This is a genomic window from Alkalibacillus almallahensis, from assembly GCF_011761495.1.
GTDB lineage: Bacteria > Bacillota > Bacilli > Bacillales > Alkalibacillaceae > Alkalibacillus > Alkalibacillus almallahensis.
In genome coordinates this window covers 137,712-159,908 of record NZ_JAASRU010000004.1, presented here as the reverse complement: position 1 = coordinate 159,908, position 22,197 = coordinate 137,712, and the positions used below count along the sequence as shown (strand labels likewise).

Annotated in this window: 21 protein-coding genes, 1 pseudogene and 1 riboswitch; of the genes and pseudogenes, 18 read left to right on the top strand and 4 right to left on the bottom strand. The window is 37.2% G+C overall.

Going from position 1 to position 22,197, the window contains the following annotated elements; genetic code table 11:
• Positions 1 to 309 precede the first annotated feature (309 nt).
• Positions 310 to 2,361 carry a S9 family peptidase gene (locus FHR85_RS05370; protein WP_167261838.1) on the bottom strand — a complete coding sequence of 684 codons (2,052 nt, stop codon included), beginning with the start codon at positions 2,359 to 2,361 and terminating at the stop codon, positions 310 to 312.
• 313 nt (positions 2,362 to 2,674) lie between these two features.
• Between FHR85_RS05370 and rlmD the strand changes: the two genes are divergently transcribed.
• The 12 genes from rlmD to FHR85_RS05315 all read left to right on the top strand — a co-directional run bounded on the left by rlmD (position 2,675) and on the right by FHR85_RS05315 (position 12,517).
• Complete coding sequence (gene rlmD, locus FHR85_RS05365) at positions 2,675 to 4,162, top strand: 23S rRNA (uracil(1939)-C(5))-methyltransferase RlmD (RefSeq protein ID WP_167261837.1); 1,488 nt, start codon at positions 2,675 to 2,677, stop codon at positions 4,160 to 4,162.
• Between the two features lie 209 nt (positions 4,163 to 4,371).
• Positions 4,372 to 4,761, top strand: coding sequence for a hypothetical protein (locus FHR85_RS05360; protein ID WP_167261836.1), 390 nt, complete (start codon positions 4,372 to 4,374; stop codon positions 4,759 to 4,761).
• Positions 4,762 to 5,215: 454 nt separating this feature from the next.
• On the top strand, positions 5,216 to 5,392 hold the full coding sequence (locus FHR85_RS05355; RefSeq protein WP_167261835.1) for a hypothetical protein: 177 nt from the start codon (positions 5,216 to 5,218) through the stop codon (positions 5,390 to 5,392).
• A gap of 307 nt (positions 5,393 to 5,699) precedes the next feature.
• Complete coding sequence (locus FHR85_RS05350) at positions 5,700 to 6,269, top strand: CBO0543 family protein (RefSeq protein WP_167261834.1); 570 nt, start codon at positions 5,700 to 5,702, stop codon at positions 6,267 to 6,269.
• 351 nt (positions 6,270 to 6,620) lie between these two features.
• The gene (locus FHR85_RS14615) at positions 6,621 to 7,199 is read left to right on the top strand and encodes a CBO0543 family protein (RefSeq protein ID WP_424923978.1); all 579 of its coding nucleotides are present in this window, start codon (positions 6,621 to 6,623) and stop codon (positions 7,197 to 7,199) included.
• 206 nt (positions 7,200 to 7,405) lie between these two features.
• Entirely contained in the window at positions 7,406 to 7,921 is a 516-nt protein-coding gene (locus FHR85_RS05345) for a CBO0543 family protein (protein WP_167261833.1), read from the top strand.
• Positions 7,922 to 8,044: 123 nt separating this feature from the next.
• The gene (locus FHR85_RS05340; protein WP_167261832.1) at positions 8,045 to 8,680 is read left to right on the top strand and encodes a hypothetical protein; all 636 of its coding nucleotides are present in this window, start codon (positions 8,045 to 8,047) and stop codon (positions 8,678 to 8,680) included.
• Between the two features lie 89 nt (positions 8,681 to 8,769).
• The gene (locus FHR85_RS05335) at positions 8,770 to 9,522 is read left to right on the top strand and encodes a class I SAM-dependent methyltransferase (protein ID WP_167261831.1); all 753 of its coding nucleotides are present in this window, start codon (positions 8,770 to 8,772) and stop codon (positions 9,520 to 9,522) included.
• A gap of 31 nt (positions 9,523 to 9,553) precedes the next feature.
• A complete protein-coding gene (locus FHR85_RS05330; RefSeq protein WP_167261830.1) occupies positions 9,554 to 10,069 on the top strand; it encodes a GNAT family N-acetyltransferase in 516 nt (171 codons plus the stop codon).
• A gap of 95 nt (positions 10,070 to 10,164) precedes the next feature.
• On the top strand, positions 10,165 to 11,250 hold the full coding sequence (locus FHR85_RS05325; protein ID WP_167261829.1) for a nitric oxide synthase oxygenase: 1,086 nt from the start codon (positions 10,165 to 10,167) through the stop codon (positions 11,248 to 11,250).
• A gap of 248 nt (positions 11,251 to 11,498) precedes the next feature.
• On the top strand, positions 11,499 to 11,933 hold the full coding sequence (locus tag FHR85_RS05320) for an NUDIX domain-containing protein (protein ID WP_167261880.1): 435 nt from the start codon (positions 11,499 to 11,501) through the stop codon (positions 11,931 to 11,933).
• Positions 11,934 to 11,962: 29 nt separating this feature from the next.
• On the top strand, positions 11,963 to 12,517 hold the full coding sequence (locus FHR85_RS05315; RefSeq protein ID WP_341770933.1) for a histidine phosphatase family protein: 555 nt from the start codon (positions 11,963 to 11,965) through the stop codon (positions 12,515 to 12,517).
• Between the two features lie 145 nt (positions 12,518 to 12,662).
• Here FHR85_RS05315 and recQ read toward each other — a convergent pair whose 3' ends face one another.
• From recQ to FHR85_RS05300, 3 genes are all read right to left on the bottom strand, one after another.
• Positions 12,663 to 14,828, bottom strand: coding sequence for a DNA helicase RecQ (recQ, locus tag FHR85_RS05310; RefSeq protein ID WP_341770932.1), 2,166 nt, complete (start codon positions 14,826 to 14,828; stop codon positions 12,663 to 12,665).
• Between the two features lie 128 nt (positions 14,829 to 14,956).
• Positions 14,957 to 15,598, bottom strand: a complete 642-nt coding sequence (locus FHR85_RS05305; protein WP_167261878.1) for an HAD-IA family hydrolase — start codon at positions 15,596 to 15,598, stop codon at positions 14,957 to 14,959.
• Positions 15,599 to 16,043: 445 nt separating this feature from the next.
• The gene (locus FHR85_RS05300) at positions 16,044 to 16,427 is read right to left on the bottom strand and encodes a DUF5301 domain-containing protein (RefSeq protein WP_167261827.1); all 384 of its coding nucleotides are present in this window, start codon (positions 16,425 to 16,427) and stop codon (positions 16,044 to 16,046) included.
• Positions 16,428 to 16,740: 313 nt separating this feature from the next.
• Positions 16,741 to 16,843: riboswitch (purine riboswitch) on the top strand.
• 153 nt (positions 16,844 to 16,996) lie between these two features.
• Between FHR85_RS05300 and FHR85_RS05295 the strand changes: the two genes are divergently transcribed.
• The 6 genes and pseudogenes from FHR85_RS05295 to FHR85_RS05270 all read left to right on the top strand — a co-directional run bounded on the left by FHR85_RS05295 (position 16,997) and on the right by FHR85_RS05270 (position 22,196).
• Positions 16,997 to 17,587 (top strand): xanthine phosphoribosyltransferase, encoded by a 591-nt coding sequence (locus FHR85_RS05295; RefSeq protein ID WP_167261826.1) that lies wholly within the window; start codon positions 16,997 to 16,999, stop codon positions 17,585 to 17,587.
• 15 nt (positions 17,588 to 17,602) lie between these two features.
• A complete protein-coding gene (locus FHR85_RS05290) occupies positions 17,603 to 19,126 on the top strand; it encodes a SulP family inorganic anion transporter (RefSeq protein WP_167261825.1) in 1,524 nt (507 codons plus the stop codon).
• Between the two features lie 463 nt (positions 19,127 to 19,589).
• Positions 19,590 to 19,970 (top strand): nuclear transport factor 2 family protein, encoded by a 381-nt coding sequence (locus tag FHR85_RS05285; protein WP_167261824.1) that lies wholly within the window; start codon positions 19,590 to 19,592, stop codon positions 19,968 to 19,970.
• Between the two features lie 189 nt (positions 19,971 to 20,159).
• A pseudogene (locus FHR85_RS05280) lies at positions 20,160 to 20,597 on the top strand (AhpC/TSA family protein); the annotation flags it as partial.
• A 111-nt stretch (positions 20,598 to 20,708) separates the two neighbouring features.
• The gene (locus FHR85_RS05275) at positions 20,709 to 20,900 is read left to right on the top strand and encodes a DUF378 domain-containing protein (protein WP_167261822.1); all 192 of its coding nucleotides are present in this window, start codon (positions 20,709 to 20,711) and stop codon (positions 20,898 to 20,900) included.
• A gap of 339 nt (positions 20,901 to 21,239) precedes the next feature.
• Positions 21,240 to 22,196, top strand: coding sequence for an AAA family ATPase (locus tag FHR85_RS05270; protein WP_167261821.1), 957 nt, complete (start codon positions 21,240 to 21,242; stop codon positions 22,194 to 22,196).
• Position 22,197: the final 1 nt, after the last annotated feature.

Below are 22,197 nucleotides of genomic sequence, written 5' to 3'. Positions count from 1 at the left end.
GATTTGTTGCATAGTACAACGATACTATTCAAAGAAATATTTAAGGATAGGAACAATAGAGTTTTTTACATTAACAAACAATTTTCCATAAAAGAATTCTTAAGAGTGTATCTTCACGCAAAATAAAATATATGCGTATCGTATTTATTATTATCTTTCTATCAAAACACATGTGTAGTGTGTTTCAAAGGTAGTGAGGAAGTCATAACCACTTAATAAAAACCCAACCCCCGAATAAGAACTAACCCCCGAAAGTTAGATTTTTAGCTCTACTCTAATCTTCGGGGGTCTTTTTAAAACTTTGAATTTTTATTCGAAAGCAACATCAAGCTTATCCAAAATAAACGCATAGCATTCAGCTGCTTCCTTTAAATGGTTGAAACGGCCTGATGCACCGAAATGGCCGGCACCCATGTTTGTTTTGAGCAGAAGGGTGTTATCGTCGGTTTTCATGGCTCTTAGTCGTGCAACCCACTTGGCTGGTTCCCAGAAAGCAACTCGTGGATCGTTTATGCCAGTTGTGATATATAGATGTGGATAGTCTTTTGTTTCCACATTATCGTACGGGCTATATGATTTCATATAAAAATAGTCATCTTGCTTTCGTGGATCGCCCCATTCATCCCATTCTAATGTGGTAAGGGGTATGGTTTCATCTAGCATAGTCGTGACTACATCGACGAAAGGTACTTCAGGAACAATGACCTGAAATAGGTCTCCAGCCATATTGGACACTGCACCTACGAGCATGCCTCCCGCACTTCCTCCGCGAGCAGCCATTTTGCTTGGAGTAGTGTATTCATGTTCAATAAGATACTCAGCTGCAACTACAAAATCGGTGAACGTGTTTCGTTTATTCTGCATTTTTCCGTCTTCATACCAATTCCGTCCCATTTCTGATCCGCCACGCACTTGTGCTGTGACAAATACAATTCCTTTGTCCAGAAGCGGCAGGCGATAAGGACTAAAATGTGGATCGCTGTTTGCTCCATATGATCCGTATCCATCCAGAACCAATGGGGCGGGTCCAGATTTTAGTGCGTCTTCCTGATAGACAACCGTCATCGGGACTTTAACTCCATCATCGGCTACTACCCACAATTGATCTTGATGATAGCGGGATGGATCAAATTCACCGCTAATCGGTTCAACTTGCAACCTACGCTTCTCACCAGTCAACAAATTTAGCCCGTAAGTTGTTCTTGGAGTGATATGGGACTCATATTGAAGTAGTACTTCCTTCGCCTCATAGCTTTGGTGAGATATCAAAGAAACGGTATATAGGGGTTCATCCCATTCGATTTTTTCTAAACGATCATCACGTAGCATCCAAATTTGCGTTAATCCATCCTCCCGTCCAAATAGTAGTAACCTGTCTTGAAACGGATACATGGCTTGAAGATAGCGATTCTCGTTATACTCAATAACTTTTTCCCTTGAATTAAGATCATCGATAGGACAACGGAGTAGCTGAAAGTTCAACGCTTCTTCATTTGTCAGTATGAGAAGGTCATCACCCCAATGCTCAACATCATATTCGATCCCATCTCGGCGTTCATCCAACAGCTGTATCGATGATAGCGGCGAATCTGCATCTATTAGGCGGATTTCGCTCGTTGTTTTCGAACTTGACTCAACAATTATAAATCTACCACTTTGAGATTTCGACATGAATAATGTAAATGTGGTATCTTTTTCTTCATAAAGTAGTTCATCATTATTTACATCACTTCCCAGACGATGCCTCCATAGCTTGAACGGGCGCTGTTGTTCATCGACAGTCACATAAAAAATATACTTACCACAACGACTCCATTCCAAACTGCCAATCAAAAAGACATTCGGAACTCGATCAGGTAAAAGCTCACCAGTTTCCATGTTCTTTATGTAGATGGTAAAACGGTCAGAGCCATCTCGATTTTCTAAGTAAGCAAGAAGGTTATGATCAGTACTCATGCGCTGTACGGTCACATTTAAATATTCATCCTCTGTGGCTAATTCATTTAGATCGAGCACTACTTCCTCTGTTGCTTCTGGCAAAGACTCTCGACTTGCAGCGTGCTTACGTGCATAGATTGGGTATTGCTTGTCTTTGTCGAAGCGTGAATAGTAGAAAAATGGCCCATGCTCCACAGGCACTTTCACTTCTGAATCAGGAACACGGTCTACCATGCTTTGGTAAATTTGTTCGAATTGTTCTTCTAATGGATTCATGATTTCTTCGTAATAGTGATTTTCTTCCTTTAAATAATCGATGACCTCCGGATTATCACGATCCCTCAGCCAATAATAGTCATCTTCTCGTACATCGCCATGCAATTCATGAGAATGTGAAATGCGTTTTGCTACAGGTGGTTTCATAAAATTCTCCTTTCTTCTACATATTAGTTTCGTTTTAGGATCCGTGAATTCCTCTTTTTGTTTTGATTTCTAGTTAACTCTATATAGTTAGGTAAGCCTTATTATTAAGGGTGGGATGTATTGAAGTGTTATACTAACTTGAAGAACTATGTTATTTAATGTAAATGATAAAAGAAATGTTGTCCTATTTCTTAAAAGGTAGATAACTGGAAAAACCTATCCACCGCTTTTACACTAATACATTTTACGGTCAGCTTTGGGTAGTTTATAATTGAATGTCAAACATATTAGAAGAAAAGTTGGGTAGTATCTTATGACTAAACAAAAGAATCAAGGATATAAAAAAACTAGCAAGAAACAACATCAATCGGAAAAACAGAATAACAAACAATCCTCACCGCATGGAAATCGAAAAAACATAAAATCTCAAGGCAAGAATGCTACGGATAAGAGCCAGCAGGGCAAGAAAAATGTAACCACAGAGGTAACCTGCTCAGGTTTGACCATGGAAGGTAAAGGCATTGTTGAGTGGGAAGGGGAGCAGCTTGAGGTATTGAATCTGTTGCCTGGTGAAACAGCTGAAGTGACCATTTCAAAAAAAGGACGCTATTTTAACGCGGAGCTGAAGCGGGTGATAAGCCCTTCAAAAGATCGTGTGAACTCTCCAAGTTCCTATTACCGTGAGGCTGGTGGATGTCAGATACACCACATGAACGAGCAGGCACAAAAGCGTTTCAAGCAGAAAACGATCGATGAGCTAATGAAACCTTTTGGAAAGCCGGAGCCCATCATAACTATGGAAAAGCCACATGGTTACCGGAACAAAAACGTTATGTCATTTGGTTTGAATAAAAAGAAGGAGATTATTAGTGGTCTGTATGCCCCCAATACTCACCAGATTGTACCAATGGATTGGTCCCTCATCCATGATCCGAAAGCGGATGAGATTATTCAAACCATCAAGGGAATGATGAAGTCCTTTAAAATGCAGCCGTATAACGAAGACACCGAACAGGGCTTTTTGCGGCATGTAATGGTAAAGGTAGGTAAGCAGAGTGGTGAGATTATGGTAGTGATGGTAGCTGCATCACCTATATTTAAAGGGAAGAATAATTTTGTTAAAGCACTAAGAAAAACTCATCCAGAAATTACGACCATGATTCTAAACGTAAATAATAGAAATGACAGCATGGTGCTTGGTAATCAGGAAAAGGTACTATTCGGCAAGGGAACCATAACAGACACTCTTTGTGGATTGCAATTCGAAATTTCAGCGAACTCCTTCTATCAGATTAACCCTGTCCAGACAGAAAAGCTATATACAAAGGCTATTGAAATGGCAGAGCTAACTGGAGAGGAAACCGTGGTGGATGCATACTGCGGGATTGGTACGATTGGTCTGGTTGCAAGCCAGAAAGCTGGTAAGGTCATTGGCATCGAGCTTAATAAAGACGCGTTTCGTGACGCCATTCGTAATTCAAAACGTAACGGTGTAAAAAATGCCCGTTTCTATCAAGGGGATGCTGGAGAGATCATGGTGCAGATGGCGGAAAACGGTGAGAATGTAGATGTAGTGTTTATGGACCCACCAAGAAGCGGAAGCGACGAAGCCTTCTTGTCCAGCTTAGTTAAACTCAAACCGAAGCGGGTCGTGTATGTGTCCTGTAACCCTGAGACTCAAGCACGTGATTTAAAGTATTTGGTGAGGTACGGCTACAAGGTTGAAGAGATGCAGCCGGTGGATATGTTTCCACAAACAGCACATGTTGAGTCTGTGGCTAAGTTGACGTTGGAACTGTAACCCAACAATAAAGTCGTAACAGACGTCTGAGAGATAAGGGATAGAAGGTTGATGTCCTGCGTTTCTCAGGCGTTTTTGTGTTACGAATTTATTGTGAATTCATATAAAAGTGGGATCAAATGTTGTTTAACTATTTCAACAATAGCGTTCAATAAGCTGAAACAAAACCTTTTGTTCCACGTCTAATTTCTAAAATGGGGGCATGTGATATGTTTAAAAGAATTGTTTCATTGGTCTTAATGTTATCAATGGTAATGGTTGCCTGTAGTAATCAAACAACATCAGAAAAAACAGTTATTGATAATCCAACTCCCGAAGAAATTTTAACAGAGAATGAAAATGCCGATATATTTGTCTTAAATGATATTGTATATAGTAATGCAGAGGATATTGAATGGGTAAATAAGAAAGAATTAGCTTTAGGCGACGATATTGGTGAGATTAAAAAGCAGACTGAAAGTAGCGCTGATTTTGAAAACCACACTGCAACTAAATTAGAAGTAGGAACTACCATATACGAAACGGTAGAAAAAAGTGATATCTATATCGTGAAAGTCAATAATAAAGAAATTAGATATTTAGGATTAAGAGAAGGATAACTCATCTATATTGTACTAATGGATGTATTAGTCGAAGAAGAATGAGAACTTTCTGTTGATGATTTCAGTTTTTTGCTTATATTCCCCGATGGCTCCAACCGTTTAATCCCTTGTGTTGATAATAGATATTCATATTTTTGCAGAGTAAATGAAAGATTTAGGAGGGAAGAGTATGGAGATTTTCGAATTTTTCTTTGAGAATGCTTTTCTCGTTATAGTTTTACTTATTACTATTTTAATGACCTTTTTTCTGTATAGAAAAAAGAAAAAATAATACTTTGTCTTACTACGGATTACTCATTTAAACACCTCATTGGCTTTAACGTTTACATCCAACCACAACATCGCCTTTCATACCATGAAAATTAATCAGTGATGTTTATTTATCCTTTTTTTACCAAAAGTGTTATGTTACGTTAAGATAAACATAACACTAAAACTGGAGGTGATTTAGATGGACAATACTCATCTTACTTTAACGATGCTCGGTCTTATGTTAGTCATGATCGCTTTAGGCTTTCTTGATGGAGTCGGTCTTATTCAATATCTTGTAGCAGGCATGGGTGTCGTTTTATCTGCAGTAGGCACTTTCAAGTTACTCCGTCATGAGAGAAATGAAAAAGAATCGTAATGCAATAGTATCGTCATGTTAGGGACAGTACCTTTTCGATAAAATAAAGCACTTGGATAATCCAATAATTAGTTTAATTTTGGAGTACTAAATTGCAATTTGTACCCTTGATTGGACTACTTTTTTCATATTAAATTGTAGGGCTAATTGTGATTATAATTGAACAATAAAATGTGGGAAATCCAAAGGTTATTGGTGTTTTTATTGTAAAATGAGTTAAAGGACGTTCTTAAACTAACTGCAGAATAGTTTAACAAACAAATGGTTAAAATACCCGATAATTATGTATTGTCGGGAGAGATAGTAAGTGAAGGAAGAACAATTAAAAGACTTGAATAAAATCAGGTCTATGACTGAAGAGGTACATCAATTTAAATACGAGTATTGGACATCATTATCGAACTTTGGTGCATGGCAATTTTGGTTAGACATTCTATTATTAATCGTACCCCTAATCGTGCTATTCATGTTAATTGATAAAAATAAAATGTTACTTCTTGGTTTTTTTGGACTTAATTATCATGTATGGCTTTCTTACGCTACTTCTATCGCTGTTAGCCTGGGTTTGTGGGAATATCCTTATCAAATTGCCCCCTTTTTACCGGGGTTTTCCTTTAGTGCTTCACTGATACCAGTGTGTTTTATGTTGTTATATCAATGGACGTTAATTCATAAAAAGAATATCTATCTATACGCTGTAATATTATCAGCAATAATTGCCTTTGCATTAGAACCAATTATGGTAAAACTCCACTTGCTCCATCTGTTTAAGGGAGTAAATTATGTTCATTTATTTCTATTATTAGTAGCACTTTTCATTGTATCTAAACTTATTACAAACCTGTTTCTATGGCTACAAGAAAAGGAAACTAAATAAATTGTTCTTGAACAAACGGGCGCAGTAGTTGAAGAAGCAAAGCATAAAGAATTTCATAAGTATGGATTACAGTTATAAGGAATTTATTGAAGTTTTAAATTTGGGAAGTGAAGTTCATTTTATTTATAGAGACGAGAATTATTATAGTTGAAAAAATATTTAGATGAGAATATAACAGGCTGCCGAAATATTTCGGTAGCCTGTTTTATATTTTATCGCATTTTAATTAGGATTATAGAACCGACTGGCTTTAATATAGATGTTCAATTAGATTTACTTCATTATTTTTACATTCTTCCAATTAAGTTCTTCATACATATAATAGATGTAAATGAAAAAGTATAAGGGAAAATGCTAAAAAAGAAAGAAGGCGCAACAATGCACATAATCTTCTCATTATTGTTGTTGGCGTTAAACATACGAAAAAAGACGTGGCGAAACCTCCCGAAGTATTATCATGTCTTGATCTATGTCAGTGTGTTCAATTGTCTTTATTACGTTTTATGTCGAGATTTTCCTATGTGGGAATTAAAATGTAAAACATTAAGCGCTAGGGCAGTGAGGATTTTGCACATCTTAGTCGTAGTTCCGCTTCTAATTCTTTTGTACTTATCAAATGTTCCTAAATCTTTATCAAAACAAATAGTGTATATATGTAAGTGGATTATTGTTTCTATGTTTGTTGAGTTTATCGGGCAAAAATTAAAATTGATTTCTTTCTATAATGGGTGGAACTTGTACTGGTCGATTCTTATTTACACAAAAATGTACATTTACAGTATGCTCATGGTTAAGAAGCCACTACTTACTTGGATGATCTCCATAGTTTCCACCATCTTTTTTCTTCTTATGTTTAAAGTTCCGGTCAAAAACAATTTAAAAATGCAGCTAGCGGGATGTAGGTCTAAAATAAAATTCAAGTACCGCTAGGAAATAAGAAAAAGGAGGATTCGTAGACAAATTATCAATTGTTTAAAACTTAACTTGAAAATTAAATTGCCGTTTGTTTAAACCCACGCTTATTTGCTCAATATAAAGAATAAATCATAAGGTTGCACGAAAAGATAAGAGTGAGAGTGATTTTATAAAAAAGCACCTAATAAATCACCCCGTATGCTAAGTGAGGTTGATGTCTTGTGAAGTCAGACAAATCCGATGAATTGTTTCTTAGGGTTATGACAGTTTTAACCATAGGTGGTTTACTAATATTATTATTTAGAAAGCCACCCATAAAAAATTGGCTATTAGTGTATTTATTTAATGCGGTTACCAATACAATAATCGATAATTTTCTTGTTTCACACAAAATATTAAGGTATCCAGTGCGATTTTTTCCAAAAGTATTTAAAACACATATCCTATTCGATTTTTTAATGTACCCAACTTTTGACATATTATATAATCAAATAACCGAAAAAGATAAGCTTTTTTCTATTGTATATAAATTGATTTACTTTGTGGTTCCTATGTTATTTATTGAAATCTGGGCAGTTAAGAAGACAAATCTAATCGAGTGGAAAAAATGGTGGAAATGGTATCACACTTTTTTAGGCTATATTTTTAAATCTTTAGTAACAAGAAGTGTGCTAGGACTTGCGAATAAAATTGAAAATAAGCAGAAATCTAGAATGATGGCTGACGATAACGCATAAGAGGTGCTAGGAAAAGAGAAATCCTAGCACCTCTTATTTTTAAGGAATAATATTTGAAAAATAGAAAAATTATGTCATTTGTGGTAGTATAACGATTATAATATGAGTTAGGGTGATTTAAAGATGGGGGATCAGAATAGATTTGATGAGATTAATGTTGAAAAACTCAATATTGTGAATGAAAACAATGACATTAAAATGACGTTGTTTATTCAAGAAAAGATTCCGCCTTTGTTGATGAATGGTGAAGATGTGTTACCAGGTCACAGGCAAAACGAGCCGATTTCAGGCATCATGTTTTATAACGGAAAAGGTGATGAGTGTGGTGGTCTTATTTATGGAAGTGAAGAAGACGAAGATGGAAATCTCTATGCAGGTGCTTCTTTAACATTTGATGAATATGAACAAGATCAAGTGGTACAAATGCAGTTCACGGAACATAAAGGTCAATCACAATACGGCTTTTCTATTTATGATCGTCCGGATCAACCGCTTACAGAAATAATAGAAGAAGATAAAAAGATCCGAGAGTCCAATTTAACTGAAGAAGAAAAGAATCAAAAACTTAATGAATTATTCCAAGGTAATGCAACACGAGCTTTTATGGGTAAGGACTCTAATGGTGATGTGAGTGTGAGGCTTCATGATTCTAAAGGTCAACCGCGGATTCGAATGGTTGTTGATGCGAATGATGTGCCAAGGATGGAATTCTTGAATGAAGTGGGGGAAGTTACTTATTCTTTGCCGCCTCAAGAATGATTGAGTTAAAAAGGAGTGCATGGTTGTGGGGATTCTAAATTTTAAATCTATCCTGTTATAAAACTATAAATATAACAGGAGGTTGAATGATGAAACAAGATAATTGGGTCAAACCGTTTTACAAAAATCAGTTTCATATGATGAAGCATTTGCAGACGTATAGCGAATACGATGAACAAGCAGCAAAAGAGATTGTTGATCAAACAGGAAAAGAATTTTTTACGGTTTTAGAAATTGGATCGGGTAACGGGAACCTTGCTCGGGGACTTGCTGAATTTAATAAAGATGTTATGACAGTGGAGTTGGTTCCTGAATTAGTTGAGTTTGCGAAAGAAAATAGTCATCCGAATGTGACGTCGTTATGTGGAAGCTTTTATGATATTAAGTTGCCCCAAACTTTCGATGCGGTGTTGTATATCGACGGGTTTGGTATTGGTGAAGATGCTGATCAGCTCTATCTTTTGAAACGTATTCGAGAGTGGTTAACTGAAGATGGCATTGGTTTGATTGATATTTATAACCCACCATATTGGCGAGAAACTGCTGGCAAACAAATGTATATAGATTCCGATGGGGAAGTTTGTAGGAAATATGGTTACATTCACGATACCAACCACATGACAGACACATGGTGGTATACGGAGGCGCCGGAAGAATCTTTTACTCAAGTTCTAGCTTGTTATCATGTTGATGAAATAAAAACGATGTGTGAATTGGCGGGGTTAGAAGTCATTGATGTGTTTTCTGGTGGTGCCATGGATTGGGATGAGATGACTTTTAATCCAAAAGCGTCACTTTCAGCATGTATGTCATATAGAATTAAAGTAGCAAAATCATCATAAGTCAAAATTTATAATCTATAAGGAGATCAACATGTATTTAGATCAAATTGAAGGTTTTGATGTCAGGAAGGCGACAAATCAGGATTGTGATGAGGTTATTAAATTATTAAAGGTAGTCGCTCTTTGGCTGCAAAATAATGAAATCGACCAATGGGGCTTTTTGTTAGCAGGTGGTGATGATGAAGAAATCAAAGAAGCTATAGCTAACAACGAAACTTATGTAGTGGAGCGGAATGAACAAATAGTAGCGACTTTTACACTCTTATCTGAACAGAGTGAATGGGATGTACATATTTGGGGAGACGATGTTGACACTAGTTCCCTTTATTTACATAGGCTTGCGATTATTCCATCCTACATGAATAACGGACTTGGAAAAGAAATCTTGGCATGGATCGAAAATAATACAACTGATAAAACGTATCTAAGACTAGATTGTGTTGCGGACAATACGAAACTAAATGACTATTATAAGGACCATCATTTCGAATCGGTTGGTTTAACGGATGGTCATAGTCAATATCAAAAGTATATGAGTGAAGTTTAAACTTTGCTGTTTTTATCACAATTTCTGAATATGTTTGAAGCAACCTTATGATAAACTTTGGGGAAGAACTTGAATATCACAGGGGTGGTTCAAACATGGGATTAATGCACCAAGAGGCACAAGAATTTTTGAGCCTTTGTTATGAAGAATTAGGTAAATCAGAAAATGAAATGGAACAACGTATTAAAGATGTTTTTCAAGAAATAGATGAAAAAGGCTTCTATGAACATCACTTTGAAGAGTTAGAGTATGGAGCAAAGATGGCTTGGCGTAATAGTAACCGCTGTATTGGAAGACTTTTTTGGGATCAGTTGCATGTATTAGATAAAAGATATCTTAAAACAGAAGAAGCTATATATCAAGCTTTAATAGAACACATTGATTTTGCTACTAATGGTGGAAAGATAAGACCGACGATTTCTGTGTTTTCTCAGAGTATATCTGGTGAAACGGTACGGATTTGGAATCATCAGCTCATTCGTTATGCAGGTTATGAAACAGAGGATGGGATAGTTGGCGATCCTGATTCTATTGCATTTACAAATGCATGCATCGATTTAGAGTGGGAACCTAAGTATGGACAATTTGATATTTTGCCACTAGTCATTCAGGTTAATGATAATGAACCCAAGTGGTTTAATATTCCCGAAGATTTAGTATATGAGGTATCAATTAGTCATCCTGAATATGAGTGGTTTTCTGCTTTAAACTTGAAGTGGTATGCTGTTCCGATTATATCAGATATGTCACTTGATATTGGCGGGATTTTATATTCAGCAGCTCCTTTTAATGGCTGGTATATGGGAACCGAGATTGGTGCACGTAATTTGGCCGATGATAGTCGATATAACATGCTTCCAACCATAGCTGATTATATGAACCTCAATAATGATCGACCTTCCACACTATGGAAAGACCGTGCGTTAATCGAACTCAATACAGCTGTCCTATATTCGTTTAAACAAGCTGGTATTAGTATTGTTGACCATCATACAGCCGCCCAGCAATTTAAGAAGTTTGAAGAAAAAGAAGCTAAAGCTGATCGAGATGTGACTGGAAAATGGTCTTGGCTGATTCCCCCAGTATCCCCTGCAACAACACATGTTTTTCATAAACCATATCGTGATGCTATAGAGAAACCTAATTATTTTTATCAATCAAAACCATATTCACAAGGGTGATTGAAGAAAAAGAAGCAGTTCCGTTTTGGAGTACAAATGTATCCTTAATTGAACTGCTTTTTGCATATTAAACTGTAGCCTAAAATGTAGAGCTGCTTGTAATATGAATTATATTTATATAGTAAAATAAGTTAAAGAACGTTATTCAACTAACTAGGCAGGTTAATTTAATAAAAATATAGTAACTGGAAGGATAATTAGTGAAATTTGAAGAAGATAAAAACAATAAATCATTGGGGGTACTCATTATCTTTATCGTAAATGTTGAAGGTACTATCAGGAAAAATGATAAGTGGCTAATAATTGAAAGAAGTAAAAAAGAGGATCATGCTGGTGGTCTACTTTCCCTTGTTGGAGGTAAGGTTGATATAGAAGGAAATACATCAGATATATTAGAAAGAACAGTAAAACGTGAAATTTTAGAAGAAGTTGGTGTGAAAGTAAAAGAAAAGGTAGATTTTGTGCATAGTACATCTTTCGTTACAGATATTGGTGAAAATGTAGTGGATATTGTTTTTCATTGCGAATATGCATCTGGTGAGGCATATCCTAAAAATCCTGATGAGGTTGAAGAGGTATTATGGTTAACTACTGAAGAAATATTAAGCCACCCAAATTCACCTGTTTATTTAAAGGAAAGTATTAAACATGCCGAGGCTTTGATTCCAACTCATTCGTCATAATTACATTATTCATATTATTGGAGTGGTTTATGTTGAAGAAAATATATATTATTAGACATTGCGAAGCAGAAGGACAGTCGCCTGAAGCACAACTTACAGATAGAGGTCTTGATCAAGCTTTAGATTTATCTGAGTTTTTCTCCAATATTAAAATAGACCACATTATTTCAAGTCCATATAAACGTGCGATCGATTCTATACACCCACTTGCAAAGAGATTAAATATAGACGTTGAGATTGATAGAAAATTGACAGAACGTATTCTGAGCACCAAAAATCTTTCTGATTGGTTTAAAAAACTAAGAAGTACATTTGATGATATGGAACTGAAATTTGAAGGCGGAGAGTCCAGTCGAGAAGCGATGAAACGAATTGTTGAGATTGTAGAAGAAGCTTTTAGCAAAAACAATAATACAGTCATTGTTACACATGGAAATTTAATGTCCTTACTTTTAATGTATTATAACGTAAATTTTGGGTTCGATGATTGGAAAAGTCTTAGTAATCCTGATGTATTTATCTTAATAAACGAAAGTAATAAGGTAACTTTTCAACGAATATGGAAACAAAAAGGATACGCATAAGGCAGATTGTGAAGTTTTGTACTTAAACTAAATAGGGGCGTTAGTTTAATAGGAGCAAGGCATTAGTTGAAGAAGAATGAGCATAAAATTGCTATGCAATTCAATGCTCGTCCTTGAGGCTTTTCGTTATTTTCTTAACATGAAGCTAAAGTAATTGATGCTTAAAGCACACCGCCTTAATCTCTGTATAACTCACGTCATCAGGTAATGCTTCCTTAATTGGCTTAAACCGCAGTTCTTCTAAACCTAATTCATTAATCGTTTCTAAAATAAGTTTTTCTGTTTCATCTGTGACCAATCGACTGAAATCAAGTTCATAACCTTCTGAATAGGCGCGGAATAGATGGCTCTCGATTGTGTTAGGTGAAAGACCGCGTTCGTCTGAGATGTCGTTAATTGTTTTCCCGCTCGCAAATAATTCGAATGACGTGATGTAGCTTGGTTTCTCGGAAGCGTGTTCATCTTTTTTGCGTGATGGTGCCGCAGATTTCGTTACCGATTGTGTCTTTTCAATCGCATCGCCGTGCTCTGCGCGAAATGCCTGTAATTTCTCTAAAAATGGTTCGCCGTATTGCTCGTATTTCTTCTCGCCAATTCCTTTAATCCTTAGCATGTCAGCTTCTGTTTCTGGAATGTGGCTTGCGAGTTCTTTTAAGGTCGCGTCGGAAAAGATCAAGTAAGGTGGCAAGTTTTGTTCGTCGGCTATAGTTTTACGTAAGTTACGTAATGTCTGGAATAGTTCTTCAGAAAACGTGAGCTCGACTGGCTTGGCTTGTTCAGGGCGTTTCATCCAAACTTCTTTTTCGTTTTTCAGAACAGCAGCTCCCTGCGACGTTAATTTCAAAACAGGAAATTGTGCGTCAGACACGGTTAAATATTGATCAGCGACTAAATAGTTGATTAAATTAATGATTTCTTTTTCGGTGTAGTGATTCAGCAAGCCGTAAGTTGAAAGCTTATGAAAATTCATGTCTAACACCTTTTGGCTTTTAGAGCCTTTTAAGACTTTCGCCGTTAATGTAATGCCAAATGATTCGTTCATGCGTTTCACACAAGACATGATCATCTGAGCTTCCTTCGTCATATCGTCTCGTTCGCCCTCATCTAAGCAGTTGGAGCACTGCCCACAATCGCCTAAAGTCTCTTTGTCACCGAAATAATCTAAAATATAACGCTGTAAACATTGGTGCGTATGGCAATAAGCGATCATGTCTTGCAGTTTGTTGTGCTCATCTTGGCGTTGTGAGTCATCTAAATCCGATTGTTCAATCAAAAATTTCTGTAGCTGAATGTCTTGCGGTGAATAAATTAAGTGGCATTCACTGTCGACACCATCACGTCCTGCGCGTCCTGCCTCTTGGTAATAGGATTCGATATTTTTCGGTAAAGCATAATGAAGCACGTAACGGACATTTGACTTATCGATACCCATACCAAATGCGTTGGTTGCGACCATGACTTGGATGTCGTCTGCAATAAAAGCTTCTTGCGCGGCTTGGCGCTCGTCTTTCGTCATGCCAGCGTGATAACGAGCAGTCTTAATGCCTTGGTCGTTTAATAAATCATGAATTTGGTCCGTCGTTTTTCGCGTTGGCGTGTAAATAATGCCTGATTCATCTGGTCTTGATCCGACGAAATTTTGAACATATTCCTTACGATCTACACCTTTTACGACGTGAAAAGATAAATTTTCACGAGCGAAGCCAGTAACGACTGTATGTTCATTATGAATGGCTAAAAGTTGTTGGATATCATGAATGACGGTCTGTGTGGCTGTTGCCGTTAAGGCGATGACAGGTGGTTGTTGCGTTAATTCTTTCATCGCAGGAACAACTGAACGATAGCTTGGCCGGAAATCGTGGCCCCATTGGGAAATACAGTGAGCTTCATCAAATGCGATGAGCGAAATATCCAATTGGTTTAGCGTATGTAAGAAGTTCGGGGTTTCAAACCGTTCAGGTGACACGTATACCAACTTGTAGTCGCCAGCTGTCATCCTTCTTAAGCGCTGTTGTTGTTCGGATGCGCTTAAAGAACTGTTGATATAGGTTGCATCTATGTCGACTGTTTGTAAGGCTTCCACTTGATCATTCATTAACGAAATGAGTGGTGAAATAATAATCGCAGTGCCATCTTTAACAAGGCTCGGAATCTGATAGCAAAGCGATTTTCCGCCACCAGTCGGCATGATTGCTAATGTGTGGTGATTATCTAATATGGATTGAATGGCGCCTTCTTGTCCAGGGCGGAAAGAAGTGAAACCATAATAATGATTTAAAGTTCGTGTTGCTTGTTCGATCAATTGAGTCACCCTTTTTGACTTAGTGCTTCTATTATAACATGGGTGACAGGTTGAAGTTGCTCTTATTTAATTACAAATATTTATTAAAGTTAAATAATGATATTAGTTACAATAATGGAAACACCATATAATATTGTTTACCTATAATTTTTTAGTGCTTGCTTGAAGTCATTTATGTCACTTAACATTTGGTCTGGTTGAACACCAAACTCTAATGTCTGATAATTTGGCAACCAATGTACTCCGATAGTATGCACGTTAGCTTGTTTACCAGCCAAAATATCAGCGTCGCTATCTCCTAAAAAAATAGCATCGGTATTATTTATTTTAAGCTTTGCCAATGCCTTGTTCAGTCCTTCTGGATGAGGTTTTGGTGTAGAAACATCATCACCAGTGATTATCACATCAAATAAGTCACTAATATTAAGAGAATCTAAAGAGATAAATAAACTTTTGCTAGCTTTTCCTGTTACAATCCCTAATTTATAGCCTTCTTTTTTTAAAAATAGGAGTAAATCGTTAATCTCTTCATTCTTAGGAACAAGTTCTGGGTGTTTTTCACTATACTTCTCATAATATAATTCAATTGCTTTGTCATAATTTGAATCCAAAAGATTTTCTCTGATAATTCCAGTCTCAGATGGACCGAACATAGCCTTTATTTCATCTGGTGTAACCTCTTTGTTGTCAAAGTCCTTAAATACAGATTGAAATGCATAAAAACAAACTGGCAAAGTATCAGCAAGTGTACCATCAAAATCAAAAATAATCGCTTTAATATCTACACACCCTTTATCAAAATATTGTATATTAAAATTAAAAACTACTTCAAATTATTAATAATCTATATTGGTGTATATTGAATCTTTTATACCTGGGAGAAATTTTGTATATGCTTTATTGAGCAGTTTTTCTAATTCGTTTTTAAGTTGTAAAATCTTTTGCAGTGTAGAAAACTGTGTGAAGTTGATCCATGACGTAAAGTATTCGGAATCAGCAAGAGAGTTGCACAAAGTAATCACCTTGTTATGAATATCCTATGTACTGGTTTGTTTCAGATTCGCAACCAACTTTAACTTATTTTACCATATAAATGTTTGTTATTTTGAAATCACCTCAATTATTTTTGCATCTTGCAATACAAATAACCTTACAATTTAAATTAAGGGATTCCATTTTGCAATATTAGTTAGACTAGTGCTACAGTTCATGTGATAGAACTTATTATTCAATAGGTAATCGTAGTTCAACGTTGTACATTATATCTTCACTAAAATTCTGATACCGTCCTTCTACACCTAAATTCATAACCTCTTTATAATAATTAATTTGAAACAACGTTTGTCCGTTATTATTAAAGTGCACTTCATAATCCGGGCCGCGAGCAATGGACATTTCTGCTGTTGAAGCTGTTTTGGCACTATCTAATTCTTTTACAAGTTCTTCAATGAATTCTTGATCATCGATGGTAGCGACAATTTCTTCACTGTCCCATTCATACACCTCAATACTTGTAACCTCTTCATTAAGATCTAGGTTGTTGTTTTGGCATCCTATTAAGATAAAGGTGAAAAACAAGAGTGCAGAAGCGAATTTAATTTTTGCCATAATACTTACCTCCTATAGTTAAATGGACGCCTAGAGTGCTGTGTTGTGTCAGATTTTTATTTAACTAAATTGTTACGTTTGCATTAACCAAGCAATAAAGTTGAGATTGTGAATCTAGATAACCTTAGTGAATCGTACGTTAGAGTTAATCAATAAATAAGCTATTGATAACGTTAGATTGGTTTGTTATAGTATATATTAATCATTAATTATTTGAAAATCGAACGAAACGTTTTTGGATTATTAATTCGTTCGTTTTTTATAAAATTAATCTTGATTACATCTGTTAATCATGTATAATGATAGACAGAAACGAACAATTTCATAAGCTACTTGTATAATAGTGGGGATATGGCCCACGAGTTTCTACCAAGTTACCGTAAATTAACTTGACTACAAGTGATGGATGCGAATAGGGGTAGACTGTCGTTTGAGCAGGTCTAGATCCTTAGCTTTTCGTACTTATTTTGTATAGTCATATAAGTCGAATGCTTGAAATCACTTTTAGTCGAAGTGGTTTGAAGCATTCGACTTTTTTTATTTTCAAATAGTCTAAAGGAGGTTCAATTATGGAGGCATTACACCAAGCCATTCGTGAGCGCGGTCGGGTCTTATCAGAAGATATCTTGAAGGTGGATAACTTCTTAAATCATCAAATTGATACTCAGCTCATGGCGGCGGTTGGTCAGGAATTCGCCAAGCGTTTCCAAGATCAATCTGTCACGAAGGTAATCACCTTGGAATCATCAGGTATTGCGCCAAGTTTCATGGCAGCGAACACGTTAGATGTACCACTTGTGTTTGCTAGGAAGAAAAAAGCGTTAACTGGCTCAGAGGACGTGTATACGAGTCGCGTTTATTCGTATACGAAGCAAGAGCTCAATCAAGTAATTGTCTCAAAAGAGTATTTAGCTGAAGGGGATCGTGTCTTAATTATTGATGATTTCTTAGCTCATGGTAATGCGGCACTAGGTTTAACAGAAGTCGTTGAGGAAGCTGGGGCGACGGTCGTTGGCGTTGGTGCTGTAATCGAAAAGGCGTTTCAAGAAGGACGGACGCAATTGGAGATGGAAGGCTATCAAGTCGAATCACTGGCACGAATCGAATCGTTATCAAATGGCGAAGTTACGTTTATTGATGAGGTCGTAACGAATAAATAAAAAGGGGCGATGAAGATGGAGAAAGCAGTCAATTATCCACTATTTAAGAAAGAAGACACAGATGCATTTTTCGCGTTATTTCAAAATAACTTAGCTAATTTTGTATTAATTGCAGTGACGATGTTGGGGTTAGGTTTTCCGACTGGTATCGTGTTTGGTCAAGTGATCCCTGGTGCAGCTGTTGCTGTCATTGTTGGTAATTTGTATTATGCACATATGGCGAAACGTCTTGCTGAAAAAGAAGGTCGAACCGATGTGACCGCGCTGTCGTATGGGATTAGCACGCCAGTCATGTTTGTCTTTTTATTCGGGGTCTTAGTACCAGCGCATTCTTTAACGAACGACTATCAATTAGCATGGCAAATCGCAGTTGCAGCCGCGTTTTTGAGTGGCTTGATTCAAGTAATCGGTAGTGTTGCTGGTAATTGGATTCGCAAGCAAATTCCACGTGCTGCTCTACTCGGAGCACTTGCTGGTGTGGCGATCACGTTTGTTGCAGGCGAAATGTTATTTAATACGTTCTCGATTCCCGTCGTTGGTCTTGTGACGCTCATGATTATTATTGTTGGTGTGATCGGAAAAGTCGCTATGCCGTTTAATATTCCAGTATCATTATTTGCGATTGTGATCGGAACGGTTTTAGCATTTACATTGGGCTATCAGTCGCCAAGTCAAATTTCTGAAGGATTATCGAATGTGGGCTTGTATCCGATTTTGCCGACCCTCGCTGCTTTTGATGGGATGACGATGTTATTTACCGCGATGGTCGGGTTATTAGCTGTCATCATTCCGATTACCGTCTACAATTCGATTGAAACGATGAACAACGTTGATGCGATGGATGCAGCAGGTGATGGCTATGATGTGCGACAATGCCAAGCAGTCGATGGTGTTGGTACGATGTTAGGCTCTGTATTTGGTGGCCTATTTCCGACAACGGTTTATATTGCATCTGTTGGTTCAAAAGAAATGGGTGCAGGACGTGGCTATAGTATTTTGAATGCCGTTGTATTCGGCTTAGCGGCTGTGACAGGTGTTGTCGCTGCGTTATCAGCAATTATTCCGATGGCTGCGATTGCGCCGATCTTAGTCTTTGTTGGTTTGTCACTAGTCGGAAAGGCGTTTCAATCAAATGAAACGAAATATTACCCAGCTGTTGCACTCGCTATGCTTCCTTACTTTGCGAATTACGTGATGACGCGCTTTAATAGCGATGCTGGTCAAGTTGTGGCTGGTATTTCTGAAGGGATCGTCCCATTAGGTGAAGGTGCCATGTTTACCGCGATTATTTTGGGTGCCGTAACCGTGTTTATCATCGACGGACGCTTTGTAAAAGCAGCTGCTTTCTCACTAGTTGCAGCTGGCTTATCGTTCACAGGCTTCATGCACGCTTCTGAAATGGCATTTAACGCCGCGTCACAATATGCTATCGCTTACTTACTCATTGCTGTTTTCTTCGTATATTGTGCATATAAAGAAGAGAGTAGTACCATTGATGTTCCTGAGCATCGTCCGCTTAAAGAGCGCACTGCTTCATAATGATCAGTCGCCGATCTATTGAGCTAAGTCGCCGAAACAGCTGATATTTAGGCGCTCGCTGTTATATTTCAGCGAACGTCGATAAAATAAGGATGGTGCCGATATATTTGATATAGCGCCGATAAATATCAAATCGCGCCGATAAAATAGGGAAGTCGCCGAAATAGCTGATATATCGGCGCTCGCCGTTATATTTCAGCGGGCGCCGATAAAATAAGAATGGCGTTGATAAAATTTCAAAGTCGCTGTTAAAATTCCAATCGCGCCGATAAATCCAGAAAAATCGCTGATAAAATCTCAATGTCGCCGATAAATTCCACGCACGTGAGGTACTAATATCAGCTTTCAAAAGTTACACATTTTTAAACTTGCAGATCAGCTTAACGCTTTTCTGCAAGTTTTTTATTTCTCATCATTTATTGATAAAATGAAGGCAGACATTCGAAAAGAAGGAGCTTGTCCCATGAATATTGTGTGCGAAGAAAGTTGTGGCAATGCACCGCGTAAGGCTTTGTTAAGAGATTTCTCAATCGCATTGACGTCGGGTGATGTTGATGCCTTTCAAGATTTGGCGGTAGATGATTTGGAGTGGCAATATGTCGGCGGTGATAAGATCGTTGGTTTAGATCAATTACGCCATACGATTCAATCAAAAGGTGAAGATAACATTCAAGAGCTTCGTTTAGAAAATATCATTACTCACGGTAAAACAGCAGCGGTTGATGGCGTCATTCATTATGAGAATGAAACCTATATGTTTTGTGATGTATATGAATTCAATCGTGCTGATAAAAACGGCAAAGTAACAAAAGTTAAGTCCTATCTTATTCCGGTGCCCTCTTAATAATAACTCTCTAATCAAAATAGTTTGAATTAATCCGCTTATCGGGTAGACTATTCTTAAAGGAGAGTGAGACCTATGAACGCGACATTAGAACAACCATCTGGTGAGTCAGTCGAATTAGATGGTCTGATTCAGAATCAAAAATCGATTGTCATTCTTGTGCGTCATCTTGGTTGACCAGTTTGCCGAGAGCATATCACGCAGTTGCGTGAACGTTATGATGAACTGTCCCAATATGGTTATCAAGTTTTAGTGATTGCACCACATAAAGGCTCGTTTGTTCAGGAATTCTTAAACCAATTTGGCGACTATCCATTTCCGTTTTATGGGGATCCGGAGAAACAAGCCTACCGTGAAGTCGGTGCAAAATCGATGCCTAAAAGTAAATTGTTAATGAAGAGTCTGAAAGGGTTCGTAAAAGGATCGATTTCCAATGTCATGCCGAAAGAGAAAGGTCAAAAAGATGTCGTGATGAAATCGATGAAATCAGAAGATGTTTCGATTCAAGGTGCGACGTTAGTGTTTGATGAAAATGGAAATACGATCCATATGCATCTAGATTCTTCGCCTGAAGATCACATTAGTGTTAATCAATTATTCCAGATTTTAGAACAACAAAAATCTTAAGCATAAACACCACCTTATACTCGAAAAAAGATTGTGTATGAAATGGCTGATATGAAACATACTACCATTACATAGCGTCTAATAAACGAGTAGGAAAGGTGGTGTATTGTTTTGAGAAAAACAGCACTTATATTGCTCATTATTGGTGGCTTAAACTGGCTACTTGTTGGCTTGTTTGAGTGGGATTTATTAGGTGGTTTATTCGGTGGTATGGATGAATTTATTCCACGATTAGTTTATATTATTGTTGGTTTAGCTGCACTATACGCCTTGTCATTCGTTGACAAAGTTGATCATGAATAACTGTTAAAGTCGCTTCTATTTAGAGGCGGCTTTTATTTTATTCACTCATGCACCGACTTTCATGTTATTATAGACGTATAAAATTTTGACTTTTCTTATACTTTAGGATTTATTGAAGAGTACTTAAAGTGGGGGACAAAAGTGGAACGTTGTTTTTGTTATGAGAAATTTAAAGATCAATTACCCAAAGACTTTCGCCCTGAATGTTTTAAAGAACATTGTCGTAACTACCGCGAAAATATGAGGGAGTTAGGGTATAACGTAACTAAGCCGAAACCATAATGGTTAGAGATAGAATAGTTATCGTGATGATCATTGAACTTAAGGAGGCATTTATCTATGAACCAGGAAGTTACGGAGCAGCAATCACAAATTCAAGCTTTAATTGATAATATCGAAACGGTTGTTGTGGGGAAACGAGAAACGATTGAACTGACAATCGTAGCATTACTAGCAAAAGGGCATGTACTACTAGAGGATGTACCTGGTGTCGGCAAAACAATGCTCGTCCGTGCGATTGCTAAATCACTTGATTTGGATTTTCGCAGAATTCAATTCACCCCAGATTTACTACCATCAGATGTGACGGGCGTGTCGATTTATAATCAACGTGATATGCAATTTGAATTCCAACCAGGTCCGATTATGGGAAATGTTGTACTGGCTGATGAAATTAACCGAACGTCTCCAAAGACACAATCTGCTTTACTAGAAAGTATGGAAGAAAATCATATTACGGTTGATGGCATGACGCGTGATTTAAGTAGTCCCTTCTTCGTTTTAGCAACTCAGAACCCAATTGAATATGAGGGAACTTATCCCTTACCTGAGGCTCAGCTTGATCGTTTTCTTCTGAAATTAAAGATGGGGTATCCAGTCAAACAAGAAGAAATTATGATGTTAGATCGCACAACACATGAACATCCGATTGAAACAGTTCAACCTGTCATGACGCAATCAGAGCTACTAGCGAAACAAGAAGAGGTACAAGGGATTCATGTGAGTCAGTCGGTTAAGCAATATATTGTTGAAATTGTTGCGAATACGCGCAAGTACCCACTTATTCAGTTAGGTGCGAGCCCTCGTGCTTCCATTGCCTTAATGAAAGCAGCTCAAGCTTATGCGTTAGTCCAAGGCCGTGATTACGTGATTCCGGATGATGTGAAATATATGGCTCCCCATGTTCTTGCTCACCGTCTGCAATTAACGGCTGAAGCGAAGTTTGAAGGCAAGTCTGATAAAGAATTACTGGAAGATCTGATTAAGAAAACAATGATTCCTGTAGAAAGAGGATAAA